General features: G+C 31.5%; 15 protein-coding genes and 2 tRNA genes. 6 read left to right on the top strand and 11 right to left on the bottom strand.

The window, feature by feature from the left end:
* Positions 1-162: 162 nt before the first annotated feature.
* Positions 163-702, bottom strand: coding sequence for a DUF1573 domain-containing protein (locus tag ACIQ06_RS05475; RefSeq protein WP_396144258.1), 540 nt, complete (start codon positions 700-702; stop codon positions 163-165).
* Between the two features lie 193 nt (positions 703-895).
* Between ACIQ06_RS05475 and mutS the strand changes: the two genes are divergently transcribed.
* From mutS to ACIQ06_RS05455, 4 genes are all read left to right on the top strand, one after another.
* The gene (gene mutS / locus ACIQ06_RS05470; protein WP_396144260.1) at positions 896-3,463 is read left to right on the top strand and encodes a DNA mismatch repair protein MutS; all 2,568 of its coding nucleotides are present in this window, start codon (positions 896-898) and stop codon (positions 3,461-3,463) included.
* A 132-nt stretch (positions 3,464-3,595) separates the two neighbouring features.
* A tRNA-Gly gene (locus ACIQ06_RS05465) sits at positions 3,596-3,668 on the top strand.
* 13 nt (positions 3,669-3,681) lie between these two features.
* Positions 3,682-3,767, top strand: a tRNA-Leu gene (locus ACIQ06_RS05460).
* Positions 3,768-3,830: 63 nt separating this feature from the next.
* Positions 3,831-4,196: a DUF1508 domain-containing protein gene (locus ACIQ06_RS05455; protein ID WP_396144257.1), complete on the top strand. Its 366-nt coding sequence runs from the start codon at positions 3,831-3,833 to the stop codon at positions 4,194-4,196.
* Positions 4,197-4,268: 72 nt separating this feature from the next.
* Here the strand turns inward: ACIQ06_RS05455 and ACIQ06_RS05450 are convergent, their stop codons facing one another.
* From ACIQ06_RS05450 to ACIQ06_RS05430, 5 genes are all read right to left on the bottom strand, one after another.
* Positions 4,269-4,490: a hypothetical protein gene (locus ACIQ06_RS05450; protein ID WP_396144256.1), complete on the bottom strand. Its 222-nt coding sequence runs from the start codon at positions 4,488-4,490 to the stop codon at positions 4,269-4,271.
* Between the two features lie 155 nt (positions 4,491-4,645).
* On the bottom strand, positions 4,646-6,793 hold the full coding sequence (locus ACIQ06_RS05445) for a S46 family peptidase (protein WP_396144255.1): 2,148 nt from the start codon (positions 6,791-6,793) through the stop codon (positions 4,646-4,648).
* Between the two features lie 34 nt (positions 6,794-6,827).
* Positions 6,828-7,271 carry a GNAT family N-acetyltransferase gene (locus tag ACIQ06_RS05440; RefSeq protein ID WP_396144254.1) on the bottom strand — a complete coding sequence of 148 codons (444 nt, stop codon included), beginning with the start codon at positions 7,269-7,271 and terminating at the stop codon, positions 6,828-6,830.
* Complete coding sequence (locus ACIQ06_RS05435) at positions 7,272-7,676, bottom strand: lysozyme inhibitor LprI family protein (protein WP_396144253.1); 405 nt, start codon at positions 7,674-7,676, stop codon at positions 7,272-7,274.
* Positions 7,673-8,902, bottom strand: a complete 1,230-nt coding sequence (locus ACIQ06_RS05430) for a 3-deoxy-D-manno-octulosonic acid transferase (RefSeq protein ID WP_396144252.1) — start codon at positions 8,900-8,902, stop codon at positions 7,673-7,675. The genes ACIQ06_RS05435 and ACIQ06_RS05430 overlap by 4 nt, the downstream gene beginning before the upstream one ends.
* Positions 8,903-9,187: 285 nt before the next feature.
* Between ACIQ06_RS05430 and ACIQ06_RS05425 the strand changes: the two genes are divergently transcribed.
* Together ACIQ06_RS05425 and galE are read left to right on the top strand one after the other, a co-directional pair.
* Positions 9,188-10,315, top strand: coding sequence for a DegT/DnrJ/EryC1/StrS family aminotransferase (locus ACIQ06_RS05425; protein WP_396144251.1), 1,128 nt, complete (start codon positions 9,188-9,190; stop codon positions 10,313-10,315).
* 67 nt (positions 10,316-10,382) lie between these two features.
* Complete coding sequence (gene galE / locus ACIQ06_RS05420) at positions 10,383-11,396, top strand: UDP-glucose 4-epimerase GalE (RefSeq protein WP_396144250.1); 1,014 nt, start codon at positions 10,383-10,385, stop codon at positions 11,394-11,396.
* A 56-nt stretch (positions 11,397-11,452) separates the two neighbouring features.
* On the opposite strand, the gene ACIQ06_RS05415 is transcribed toward galE, so the two are convergent.
* From ACIQ06_RS05415 to fabD, 5 genes are all read right to left on the bottom strand, one after another.
* The gene (locus tag ACIQ06_RS05415; protein WP_298305721.1) at positions 11,453-11,692 is read right to left on the bottom strand and encodes a hypothetical protein; all 240 of its coding nucleotides are present in this window, start codon (positions 11,690-11,692) and stop codon (positions 11,453-11,455) included.
* Between the two features lie 75 nt (positions 11,693-11,767).
* Complete coding sequence (locus ACIQ06_RS05410; protein WP_396144249.1) at positions 11,768-12,022, bottom strand: hypothetical protein; 255 nt, start codon at positions 12,020-12,022, stop codon at positions 11,768-11,770.
* Between the two features lie 34 nt (positions 12,023-12,056).
* A complete protein-coding gene (locus ACIQ06_RS05405) occupies positions 12,057-12,656 on the bottom strand; it encodes a hypothetical protein (protein WP_396144247.1) in 600 nt (199 codons plus the stop codon).
* 44 nt (positions 12,657-12,700) lie between these two features.
* Complete coding sequence (locus ACIQ06_RS05400; RefSeq protein WP_396144246.1) at positions 12,701-13,378, bottom strand: peptidoglycan DD-metalloendopeptidase family protein; 678 nt, start codon at positions 13,376-13,378, stop codon at positions 12,701-12,703.
* A 10-nt stretch (positions 13,379-13,388) separates the two neighbouring features.
* Positions 13,389-14,261, bottom strand: a complete 873-nt coding sequence (fabD, locus tag ACIQ06_RS05395; RefSeq protein WP_396144245.1) for an ACP S-malonyltransferase — start codon at positions 14,259-14,261, stop codon at positions 13,389-13,391.
* Positions 14,262-14,277: the final 16 nt, after the last annotated feature.

The raw sequence follows: 14,277 nt of genomic DNA, 5'->3' as shown, positions 1-14,277 counted from the left end.
TGCTTTAATAACATCTATAAAACTCTATAATTACAGCTAAATATACAAAAAAAAGAGCAGAAAAACTAAGTTTTCTACTCCTTAAATTATTATACTTATTACTTAAAGGACTTTTTCAGTGCCCTCGAAAATCGGAAGCTCTTTTTTTATGAGGAAAAAATATTAGCTTTTAGTCTCTGTTACTGGAGCAGCAGGAGCATCTGGAAGAACATTACCTTTAATAGTAATAATTTTTGTAGATTTTCCTGTTGGAACTGGAGCAGCACCTGGAGTTGTTGAAGGAGTCGTTACTGGAGTAACATTTGAACCTACAGCATTAGAAGTTACAGTTACTGTTTTAGTAAATGGACCAACTCTGCTAGTATCGTATTTAACTCCAATTTTACCTGTTTCTCCTGGTTGAATTGGTTTTTCTGGTTTAGATGGTACCGTACAACCACAAGATCCTTGAGTATTTTCAATAACTAAAGGCTTGTTTCCATTATTTGTGAAAACAAATTCTCTTTGTCCGTCAGCATTGTGTGGAATACTTCCGTAATCAATAGTTTCATTTTCAAAAACCATTCCTGCACCATCAACTTTAGGAGTCTCAACTTTAGTTGATACCGCTTTCTTAGCTTTTTTTGCTTTAGATTTTGTTTGAGCATTTGCAGAAGTTAAACTGAAAACTGCTAAAACTGCTACTAGTAATATTTTTTTCATTTTTTATAAAATTAATAATTTAACAAGACAAATTTATATAAAAAAAAGTTCAAGAGTCACAATGAAACTTAAATTTTTATTAAATGAATTGTTAATGATAAAATTTAATATTAAATAATTAAATTCGTAAGCTAAAATTAAAATAATAAAACCATTGTCATCTAAAGATAAAAGCCCGAAAGAAACGCCATTAATGAAGCAATACAATGAGATTAAAAGGAAGTATCCTGATGCTTGTTTATTGTTTAGAGTAGGAGATTTTTATGAAACTTTTGGGGAAGATGCTATTCGCGCTTCAAAAATTCTTGGTATTACTTTGACAAAGCGAGGTGCTGGCTCAGAAACAGAAACGGCTTTGGCAGGTTTTCCTCACCATTCTATAAATACTTATTTACCGAAACTTGTAAAAGCAGGTCTTCGAGTTGCTATTTGTGATCAACTTGAAGATCCAAAAATGACTAAAACCATTGTCAAACGAGGTGTTACAGAATTGGTAACGCCTGGTGTTGCTATGAATGATGAGGTTTTACAGTCAAAATCGAATAACTTTTTAGCTTCTATTTATTTTGGAAAAAAACAATTAGGGGTTTCTTTTTTAGATGTTTCGACAGGAGAATTTTTAACGGCGCAAGGGAATGAAGAATATATTGATAAGTTGCTTCAGAATTTTAATCCGAGTGAAATTCTAATTCAGAAGAACAATCGAAATCAATTTAAAGAAAGTTTTGGAGAGGATTTTAATACTTTTTATCTTGAAGATTGGGTTTATCAAGAAGACTATGCTTTTGAAACATTGACCAATCATTTTCAAACCAATTCATTAAAAGGTTTTGGAATTGAAGAATTGCAAGATGGAATTATCGCTTCAGGAGCGATTTTATATTATTTGTCAGAAACTCAGCATAATCGTGTTCAGCATATTACAAGTATTCAAAGAATTGCCGAAGATGCTTATGTTTGGATGGATAGATTTACAATCCGTAATTTAGAATTATATCATAGTTATAATCCTAATGCAGTTACGCTTCTAGATGTAATTGATAAAACGCTTTCGCCAATGGGTGGACGTTTGTTGAAACGATGGTTAGCGTTGCCTTTGAAAGATGCTAGCAAAATTAGAAGTCGTCATGAAGTGGTTACTTATTTGAAAGAAAATCAAGAAATACTTCAAAAAATCCAATATCAAATAAAACAGATTTCCGATTTAGAACGATTGATTTCTAAAATTGCAACAGGAAAAGTCTCTCCAAGAGAAGTTATTTTTTTGAAAGAATCTTTGGATGCAATAATTCCAATAAAAACATTGGCTTTAGAAAGTAAGCAAGAAGCAGTAAGAATAATAGGTGATAGTTTTCATAGTTGCGATTTACTTCGTGAAAAGATAAAATCTACATTAAATCAAGATGCGCCAGTTGCTATTTCAAAAGGAAACGCTATTGCTGTTGGAGTTCACGCCGAATTAGATGAATTAAGAAGTATTGCTTTTTCAGGAAAAGAATTTTTAGAAGGAATTGAGAAAAGAGAATCTGAAGCAACAGGAATTTCCTCTTTGAAAATATCATTCAACAATGTTTTTGGATATTATATTGAAGTAAGAAATACACATAAAGATAAAGTTCCTGCTGAATGGATTAGAAAGCAAACATTAGTAAACGCTGAACGATACATTACAGAAGAGTTAAAAGAATACGAAACCAAAATTCTGGGTGCCGAAGAAAAAATTCATCAAATTGAAAGTCAACTTTTTGAGCAATTAGTTAATTGGATTGCAACTTACATCAAACCAGTTCAGTTAAATGCTAATTTGGTTGCTCAGTTAGATTGTTTGACATCTTTTACGCAATTAGCTATTGAGAACAATTATGTTTGTCCAATTATTGACGAAACTTTTGAATTAGAAATTACCAACGGTCGTCATCCTGTTATTGAAAAGCAATTACCAGTTGGAGTTCCTTACATTGCTAATGATGTTTATTTAGATAGAGAAACACAGCAATTAATTATGATAACCGGACCAAATATGTCGGGTAAATCAGCTATTTTGCGTCAAACAGCTTTGATTGTATTACTTGCTCAAATGGGTTGTTTTGTTCCGGCAGAAGCGGTTAGAATGGGAGTTGTCGATAAAATATTTACTAGAGTAGGAGCAAGCGATAATATTTCGATGGGTGAATCTACTTTTATGGTAGAAATGAACGAAACAGCTTCTATTTTGAATAACATTTCGGATAGAAGTTTAGTGTTTTTAGATGAAATTGGTCGAGGAACAAGTACGTATGATGGAATTTCTATAGCATGGGCAATTGCAGAGTTTTTGCATGAAAATCCTGCTCGACCAAAAACACTTTTTGCAACACATTATCACGAATTGAATGAAATGAGTGAAATGCTTCCGAGAATTCAAAATTATAATGTTTCAGTAAAAGAGTTAAAAGACAATGTGCTTTTCATTAGAAAATTAGTAAAAGGAGGAAGCGCACATAGTTTTGGTATTCATGTGGCTAAAATGGCTGGAATGCCACAAACAGTAATTCAAAAAGCTCAAAAACTGCTTAAGAAACTCGAAAAAGATCATTCAGGCGATGCGTTGCATGGAATAAAATCTGCTAAGGATGAAATGCAATTGAGTATTTTTAATTTAGATGACCCATTATTGGAGGAAATTAAAGAAGAAATCCTTGGATTAGATATAAATACCTTAACTCCTGTAGAGGCATTAATGAAACTTAATGAAATAAAACGAATGTTGCTAAAAAAGTAACAAATAGGTTTTCAGTAGGTTATGTTTTTGTGAAGTTTTTTTTATAAAAAACGTTTGTATAATTGAATTTTAATATTACATTTGCATCCGCAATACGGAACAAGTGTTGCCGTTCATACAAAATCTGATAATGCGAAAATAGCTCAGTTGGTAGAGCGCGACCTTGCCAAGGTCGAGGTCGCGGGTTCGAGCCCCGTTTTTCGCTCAACCACCTATACGCTCGGATGGTGAAATTGGTAGACACGCTGGACTTAAAATCCAGTGAACAGTAATGTTCGTGCGGGTTCAAGTCCCGCTCTGAGTACTAAAGCTTCAAACATTATGTTTGGAGCTTTTTTGTTTTAATTTGATTCTGTTTTTAATTGATATGGGTACTTTTGTTATTAGTAAAAGATTGAATGGGTATTACAAATATGAATTTACTTCTAGAAAAGGTAAAGCAATTTTGCTAAGCAATGATTTTGAATTACGTTTTGAATGTGAAGAGAACATCGAATTGCTAAAAAAATCAGTGGCTAACTTGTTTTTTATGAAGTTCAAATCAAAAAATGGCAAGCTGTATTTTAAAATTATTTTAAATGAAAAAGAAATTGCAGTAAGTAGAAAATATACAACGCAATTATTGATGGAGAAAGGAATATCAGAAATAGAACGTTCTTTACATAACTCTGAAGTTCTTGATTTTTCAAATCAAAATGATATTTTCCCTCCTGCTGAAGAAATATTCGGATAAATTTTAAATATAAAGTAAAAAAAAAGCTCTGCAATGCAGAGCTTATTTTTTGTAATTAGAAACTAGTTCTAATTATTTTTTAGCTGGAGCTTCAGTAGCTGGAGCTTCAGTAGCAGCAGTTGTGTCAGCTGGAGCAGCAGTTGTATCAGCTGGAGCAGCAGTTGTGTCAGCTGGAGCAGCAGTTGTGTCAACAGCAGTTGTGTCAGCAGTTCCTTCAGCAGCGTTTTCTGATTGTTTACAAGATACTACAGTTAATGCAGCGATAACAGCTAAACTTAAAAATACTTTTTTCATCTTAATTTAATATAAAAGGTTAATTATTAATTCGGAGCAAAGATATAAATTTTTTTAATCGAAAAAACTTTTATTCAACTTTTTTTTAAAATTCTCACTTTGAATTCCGTCATTTACTTTACAAATTTCGTGCCAAACTATTAAGAATTGCAAATTTATTTCTTCTTGGCTGGTTGTATGATTTTCAATTCATTAATGATATTTTTTGCTCCTGCAAACTTATCAATAATAAATAGTATGTATCTAGAATCCACCATAATGTTTCTACAAATGTCTGGAGAGTAATAAACATCACTCATTGTTCCTTCCCAAACTCTATCAAAATTCAAGCCAATTAAGTTTCCATTTTTATCTAATGCTGGACTTCCAGAATTTCCTCCAGTAGTATGATTAGTAGCTATGAAACAAACAGGCATTTTTCCTTTCACTCCATAAATACCATAATCTTTAGTGTTGTATAAGTCAATCAATTTTTGAGGAACATCAAACTCATAATCACCAGGAACATATTTTTCCATAACTCCATCTAATGTTGTAAATGGCTCATAATATACAGCATCATTCGGTTTGTATCCTTTAATTTTTCCGTAAGTTACACGTAAAGTACTATTAGCATCAGGAAAAATTCGAGCCGATTTAGGACTTAACTCTAAAATGGCTTTCATATAAGTTCTTTGCAAAGCAATGTTTTTCAAATTCAACTCGTCATATTTTGGAGCTACATTTTTAGTAAAGGCATCCGCCATTGATTTTATAACTTGATATCCTTTATCAGCATTCATCTTTTCAATAACTGTTTTAGAATCTCCTTCAAGTAATGATCTAAATTTTTCTAATGATGTTAACTTTGAATTTGCAAAAACATCAGTCGTTAATTGAGATGCATTAATGTTGTTCAAACTTTCAGGTAAAAACTGTTTTGGAGATTTAGTTGCGTACAAATTGATTAATTGCTCAAATACATTTTTATCAACTTCTGCATTATAATCTTTATAAAAATCTCCAATTCCATTAGAAAGTATATTTTTTCTGTCTGTAAAAGACTGTTCGCCTTTAGTGTTTAAAATTTGTTCCAATTGGTATAATTTATATCCAACAGAAAGTAATTCAGTGTTTCTTAAAGCAACTTCAGAAAAATAATCTCGTGCTAAAGCATAGTCTTTAATTTCTGTATAATTTTTTTCAAATTCTGATAATAAATTTCCGTATTCAGCTTGTTTACCAGCTTTTACTACTTTTTGTTGAAAGTCTTTTTCAAATTTTTGTTTAGCAGCAACTGCATTAGCTTTTTTCAAACCTTTAGTTTCACCCATCCATTTTTTCCAATAATTAGCTACCGATGCATATTTAGCAGCATATTGAATTTTGATGGCTTGATCTTTTCTCATAAAACGATCTTGCACTTTTAAAGCCGCATCACGAATTTCAACTTTTGCAGGATTTAAGGTTTCAACAATTTGATTAACAGCTACTGATGGTAAGTATTCAGTAGTTCTTCCAGGATAACCCATTACCATAGTAAAATCGTTTTCTTTTAAACCTGAAATAGAAATTGGAAAGAAGTGTTTTGGTTTGTAAGGAACATTGTCTGTAGAATAAGCTGCTGGACGATTGTTTTTATCAGCATAAATTCTGAATAGAGAAAAATCGCCTGTATGTCTTGGCCAAACCCAATTATCGGTATCAGAACCAAATTTACCAATCGAACTTGGTGGTGCACCAACTAAACGTACATCTTTATAGCTCTCTACAACAAATAATAGGTATTGATTTCCGTCATAAAATGTTTTTACACGATTTTCTTGCCAAGCTTCTTTCGGAGAATTTTTAACTAATTCCGAAATGTTTTGTTGAATTTTCTTTTGTTTTTCAGCTTCCGAAGTTAAACTTGCAATACCTTCTATTATTTTGGAAGTTACATCTTCAATTTTTACCACAAAAGTTACTTCCAAATCTTTGTTTGGTAATTCTTCTTCCATTTTGTATGCCCAAAAACCATTGGTTAAATAGTCATGTTCAACTGTTGAATGGCTTTGAATATTATCAAAACCACAGTGGTGATTGGTCAAAATCAATCCTTTGTCTGAAATTACTTCGGCAGTACAACCTCCATCAAAATGAGGAACGGCATCTTTCAAACTCGATTGGTTTATAGAATAAATTTGTTCGGCAGAAATTTTCATTCCTAAGGTTTTCATTTCGCCTTCGTTCATTCCTTTTAGCATCGATGGAATCCACATTCCGCCCTGTTGCGCTTGCGTCTGAATGACAAATAATAAGAGTAGTAATTTAATGAATCTCATAATTAGATTTTTAGATTATTGGATTTTTAGAAAGTTAGAATTTGAATTTTAATAGTTTCCGATTGTGAACTTCGAAATCGTTTGCAAGATACAATTTTTGTGCATTTTCATTATGGTTTTCAACTTCTAGATAAAGTAATTTAACATTTAATTGTTTAGCTTGTTCTTTTATGAATTGAATTGTTGTGTTACCGATTCCTTTTCCACGTGCAATTTCTTTAATGTATAATTCGTCTAGAAATGCAATCTTACCGCCATATTCAAAGCTAAAAACAAAAGTCAGAATTACATATCCAACCAATTCCTCCTCCGAAAAAATCAACCAAGCTCTTCCAAGATGTTCATTAGTAATAAACTCTTGAAATAATTTTTTAGAAACTTCAACATCAATTGGATAATTGTCTATTGCATAGAAATCTTGCATCATTTGGGTGATGATTTCAATTTGTGAGGTTTCTAAATTCTTATAATGAATCAATTATTTTATTTTTAATATTAATTCTTTTACTCTTTCAATTACAAATTCAGCTTTTTTATCAAAATACATCATTTTAAAATCATCAGAAAGTGTACTTCCACCATTATCATTTTTTGCTTCTTCAAAAGCTTCTTCAAAATATTTGTCCCTTTTCTTTAACCAATTTCTTTGTTCGTTTAGAAGTTTTCTTTTTTGCGAAGTATTTAACTGAAGTTTCAGTTTTTTATAAGATAAATTAAGTAATTCATCTGCTTCATTATAAAAAGTGATAGCACAAGTTTTCATGTCAAGTCCAGAATCTAGACAATTTTGATACTTAAGTTCGAAAGCTTTTACTTCACTCAATGTTTGAGCGTTTAAACAAAATGAAAAAAGTAAAAAGTTAAAGACTATAATTATTTTCATATTATATGTTTCAAAATAACTTCTGTTGCACCTTTATTCATTTGCACAAAAGTGGAACAAATATGTCCTTTTTCATGGCGAACATCTTCGTTGGAAATTAAATTATCAAAGGCTTCGTTCAATTCATTTTGATTTGAAATTGATATACAACCTTCTTGATGCACTAATGCAGTTGCTTCAGCAAAATGGGAATAATTAGGACCAATAATTATAGGCACACCGAATGTTGCTGGTTCCAAAATATTATGAACACCCGGATTTCCAAATCCGCCACCAACATAGGCAATATCGGCATAGGAATATATTTTGGTTAAAATTCCGATGGTATCGATGATAAAAACATTGAAGTTTGATAAATCAACATTGCTTTTTTCGGAAAATAATACAGAAGATTTCGTTATTTGGGATTTGAGATTTGAGATTTGATCCGCTTTTATATTGTGTGGTGCGATGATAAATTTAATTTCATCCGATGCATTATTAATGTAGTTTACCAATAAACTTTCGTCTTTTGGCCACGAACTTCCAATTACAATTGTGGTTTTGTTGTCTTTAAATTGTTTTATAAAATCTAATGAATTGTCTCTTTCTAAAATCGAAACTACTCGATCAAATCGGGTGTCACCAGAAATTTTTACGTTATTGAAACCAATAGATTGAATCAGATTTTTTGAACTTTCATTTTGTACAAAAAAGTATTCGAATGTTTTTAATGCGTTTCTGTAAAAACCTCCATACCATTTGAAAAAAGCTTGGTTTTCTCTGAAAATGCCTGAAATTAAATAGGTTTTGATGTTTTGTTTCTTCAATTCATTCAAATAATTGGGCCAATATTCATATTTAATGAAGAAAACTAATTCTGGATTTATAGCTTTTATAAATTTCTGAGCATTCGATTTTGTGTCTAATGGAAGATAAACTGTTGCATCGGCAACCGTATTGTTTTTTCTAACTTCGTAACCTGATGGAGAGAAAAAAGTAACAACTATTTTATGGTTAGGAAATTGAACTTTTATTTTTTCTATAACTGGTAAACCTTGTTCGTATTCACCTAATGATGCTGCATGAAACCAAATAGTTTTGTCGGTTGTATTGATTTTGCTTTTTAAAATTGAAAAAACTTCTTTTCGACCATCAACAAAAAGTTTCATTTTGGGACTGAAAAGTGCCAATAGTTTTACAACTTGTGAAGCAAAAATTATAATTAAATTGTATAGAAAAAGCATTATCTAATTTTAGTTGGGTAAAAATAAGATTTTTTGCCACAGATTTTACGGATTAAACGGATTTTCACAACTAAATTTCTTTTAAAAATCTGATTTTGCAAAAGACAAATGCTAATTAGCCCTGATTACTTCACATTTTGTTTATTTTTATAGGAGTTCAGTGAACTTCGTTTGGAGCGACTGCCGTGCAGTGTGGAAAGCAGGAAAAAGCAAACCAAAAAAAGCCCGAACCATTCGCTACAAATAATAAGAAATGTTATACTTTTGTATTTCAAATTTTTTAGGATGAAGAAATTACAAATGGTTGACTTGAAAGGTCAATACGAAAAAATAAAAGAAGAAGTGAATGCTTCTATTCAAGATGTTTTAGAAAATAATACTTACATAAACGGACCTTTGGTTCATCAATTTCAGAAAGATTTAGAAGATTATTTGGGTGTAAAACACGTTATTCCGTGTGCCAATGGAACCGATGCGCTCCAAATTGCCATGATGGGATTGGATTTGAAACCAGGCGATGAGGTAATCACAGCCGATTTTACGTTTGCTGCAACTGTTGAAGTGATTGCATTATTACAATTAACTCCGGTTTTGGTTGATGTGGATATGAATAATATGAATATTTCTTTGGATGGAATTCGTAAAGCGATAACGCCAAGAACTAAAGCGATTGTTCCAGTGCATTTGTTTGGTCGTGCTGCCAATATGGATGCGATTATGGAAATTGCAAACGAGCATAACCTTTATGTAATTGAAGATAATGCACAAGCCATTGGAGCAGATTACACTTCGAAAGATGGTTCAAAAGTTAAAGTAGGAACGATTGGTCATGTTGGTGCAACGTCATTTTTCCCATCTAAAAATTTAGGTTGTTATGGTGATGGTGGAGCGATTTTTACAAACGATGATAAATTGGCTCATATTTTAAGAGGAATTGTAAATCACGGAATGTATGAAAGATACCATCATGATGTAGTAGGAGTAAACTCACGTTTGGATAGTATTCAGGCTGGAGTTTTGAAAGCGAAATTGCCACATTTAGATACTTATAATAAAGCACGTCAAGATGCAGCAAGAAAATACAGTTTGGCATTGAGTGTGAATTCAAATATTTGGGCTCCATTTATTTGTGAAACTTGCGATTGCCATGTTTTTCATCAATATGTTATTAGAATTATGAATGGGAAACGTGATGGATTATTAGCTCATTTACAAGAAAAAGGAATTCCGTGTGCGATTTATTATCCAATTCCTTTGCACAGTCAAAAGGCGTATGCTGATTCTAGATACAAAGAAGAAGATTTTCCGGTAACCAACCAATTATGTAAAGAAGTAATTGCTTTACCAATGCATACCGAATTGGATGATGAGCAAATTAAGTTTATAACAGATACGGTTTTAGAATACGTTTAATAGTTTTCAGTCGCAGTTTTCAGTCTCAGAACTGTTAACTGCGACTGCGACTGTCAACTAAATAAATATGAAAATAGTAGTAACAGGAGGTTTAGGTTTTATAGGTTCGCACACAGTTGTTGAATTACAAAACGAAGGTTTTGAAGTTGTCGCCATTGATAATTTATCAAATTCATCTGAAAGTGTTTTGGATGGTATTGAAAGAATTACAGGTAAAAAACCAATTTTTGAAAAAATGGATTTGCGTGATAAAGCGTCGGTTCAAAATTTCTTTAAAAAACATAATGATGTTGATGGAGTAATTCACTTTGCTGCATCAAAGGCAGTAGGTGAAAGTGTAGAAAATCCTTTATTGTATTACGAAAATAATATCAACGCATTGGTTTATGTACTTCAGGAATTGAAAGAATTGTCCAACCCGAATTTTATCTTTAGTTCTTCTTGTACTGTTTATGGTCAAGCCGAAAAAATGCCAATTACTGAAGATGCTTCTGTACAACCTGCCGCTTCACCATATGGAAATACTAAACAAATAGGTGAAGAAATCATCACCGATGTTGCGAAAGTGACCAATATTAATTCCATTTTATTAAGATATTTTAATCCAATTGGATCGCATCCGAGTGCTGAAATTGGTGAATTACCTTTAGGAATTCCTCAAAATTTAGTTCCGTTTATTACGCAAACTGCTATTGGAATGCGCGAGAAATTATCTGTTTACGGAGATGATTATTCAACACCTGATGGAACAGCAGTTCGTGATTACATTCATGTGGTAGATTTAGCTAAAGCGCATGTTGTAGCATTGAAACGACTTTTAAACAAACAAAATTTAGATAAAGTTGAAACTTTCAATCTTGGAACAGGAACAGGAAGTTCAGTTTTAGAAGTAATTACTGCTTTTGAAAAAGTTTCTGGGCAAAAACTGAATTACCAAATTGTAGGTAGAAGAGAAGGTGATATTACTTCTGCATATGCAAATACAGATAAAGCTAATAATGTTTTAGGTTGGAAAGCGCAATCAACTTTAGAAGATAGTTTGGCTAGTGCTTGGAAATGGGAACAGAAGATAAGAAGCTAAATATTATATAATTATTCAAATAAAAAATCCTCATAAATTTATGAGGATTTCTTTTTTTACTTCTTAGCGGCTTCTTTAAGTTCTTTGCCAGCTTCATCAAGTTTCTCTGCACCTTCTTCAAGAGCTTCACCTGCCTTAGCTTGAGTAGTGTCAATTACTTCTTCTGTTTTTTGTGCAACAGTGTCAATTTTTTCACCAATTTCTGTTCCTACAGTTGGTTCACCTTCTACTTTTTTGTCTCCGCAAGACACCATTGCAACAGCCATAAATGCTACTGCTAAAATTGTTTTTTTCATTTTTTTAAAGATTAAAATTAATAACAATTTCAGTAATACAAATTAGATGCCAAATAGTTTAAATAATGCTTAAAATTATTTTTTTGTGGCTTCTTGAACTTTTTTTGCTCCTTGTTCTACTTTTTCTGCACCTTTTGCAATTATTGCTTTAGCTTTTTCACCAACTTTAGAAGAGTCTAAAACTTTTTTAGCTTTTACTTTTGCAGAATCAGCGGCTTGTTTTAAATCAGCGCCAACGGCTTTTGAAGCTTCTTTTACTTTTTCTTTAGTTTCTTCCTTACATGAAATTAGTAATGTGGCTAATGCTAAGGATAAAATTATTTTTTTCATGATCTAATTATTAATATTATGATTTTAAATATTTCTACAATGGTATCTTCTTTATCTCAATGGCGGTAAATGTCAAATTAAAATCGGATGTTTCCATCAAGAATTTTAAATAGGGTCTATTGGTACTTTTATAAAAATCAGCCATAAAAAAATCGTTATGATTACTGAAAAGATTTCCGTCTAAAAAAGGAGAGTCTTCACTATAACAATAAGTAATTTTTACAGGAATTTGTTGTTTAAAAATTCCACTATATACAATACACTTGCATTTTAATTTTAAAATAGATTCACCTTCAATTTCTTTTTTATAAATTAACTGAATGGTGTTCTGTTTTACATCCAAAGTGTCAACAGCAAGAGAATCATTATAACTAATAATTAATTGTCCAGTTAAGTTATTATAAGATTGTGTTTTGTTTCCTTTTTTTCCGCTATTCAAATAAGTTCTAATGAAATTTCCATCACCAAGATAACTCATTTTTAAACCATCACCATATCTGTTTTTTTGATTTTCTAATTCAGAATTAAAATCAAATGCTGTTATTTCAGTTTTGAATTTTACTTCAAGGTTATAACTTCCCTGAGAAAAAGAGAAGAAAGAAAATAAAAGCAATAGATATTGATAAAGTTTCATTTGAAATTTTTAATAAAGCTAAGGATAAGATTATTTTTTCTTAACTAATTAATTTTTAATAATACATTTGGGTTAGGGCAATTATTTTTATAAAAACTTAAATTATTTTCAGAACAAACTCCGGGATAATCACCAATTTTTTCTTCTATATCAAGAATAATTTGAAAATGTAAATGTGGAGCATAATCTCCATTTATTGGTGGCAAACCTAATATTGCTATTTGTGTTCCTTTTTTTATTTGTTCACCTACTTTTTTATCTAGTAAACTGTCTTCACTAAGATGACCATACAAGGTGTAAAATTTAAATTCGTTTATTTCATGTTCCAAAATTATTGTTGGACCATAATCACCTAAAGCGATATTATTTTGAAAACTATGAATTATACCATCTAATGCTGCATGAATAGTAGCTGATTTATTTATCCATAAATCTAAACCTATGTGAATGTTGCGTTCTTCGGTGTTTTCGTTTTTAAAAACGGTACTTCTTTTATATAAGTTTCTGGTTTCTAAATAACCACCAAAAGCAATTTTTGCATTGTTTTTATCTAAGTGATTCCGAATAAAAACTTCATAATCGGCTGCAGTTTCAAGTTTATGATTATTCAATTCTGTGTTTGAAACAGATAAATCTAAAGCTACATAATCGCAATAGGCAATACTAGGCTCGATTACTTTAGCTGATTCTAAATGAGATAAAAAGTCTACAAAATTTTGCATAAACTAGTTGTTAAGCAGAAATAGTTTCTACTTCTCTATCAATTTTATTTACCAATCCAACCAAAACTTTTCCTGGACCAACTTCTGTAAAACTTGTTGCTCCGTCTTTTATCATTTGTTGAACCGATTGTGTCCATTTTACAGGAGCAGTTAATTGGATGATTAGGTTTTTCTTAATCTCGTTAGCATCTGAAACCGCACTAGCAGTCACATTTTGATAAACCGGACAAATTGGAGTTGAAAAAGTAGTTGCTTCAATTGCTGCAGCTAATTCTTCTCTTGCAGGTTCCATCATTGGAGAATGGAATGCTCCACCAACAGGTAATATTAAAGCACGTTTTGCACCAGCTTCTTTCATTTTTTCGCAAGCCAATTCTACCGCTTTGTATTCTCCAGAAATAACTAATTGTCCGGGACAGTTATAATTTGCTGCAACTACAACACCATCAATTGAAGCACAAATATCTTCTACGATTTTATCATCTAAATTTAAAACGGCTGCCATTGTTGATGGAGTAATTTCACAAGCTTTTTGCATTGCGATTGCTCTTTGTGAAACCAATTTTAATCCGTCTTCAAAAGATAAAGCTCCATTGGCAACTAATGCAGAAAACTCACCTAACGAATGACCTGCAACCATTTCTGGACAAAAATCTTCCAATGTTTTAGCTAAAATTACCGAATGTAAAAATACTGCTGGTTGCGTTACTTTTGTTTCTTTTAATTCTTCTGCAGTTCCTTCGAACATAATATCTGTAATTCTAAAGCCTAATATGTCATTTGCTTTTTCGAATAATTCTTTTGCTACTGCTGAATTTTCATATAAATCTTTTCCCATACCTGAGAATTGTGCGCCTTGACCTGGAAATATGTATGCTTTCATAAATGTAGTTTAAAAG

Origin of the sequence: Flavobacterium sp. (assembly GCF_044341265.1) — a bacterium.
GTDB lineage: Bacteria > Bacteroidota > Bacteroidia > Flavobacteriales > Flavobacteriaceae > Flavobacterium.
Note: the sequence above shows the minus strand (reverse complement) of the source record. Positions and strands in the feature narration are given on the sequence as shown.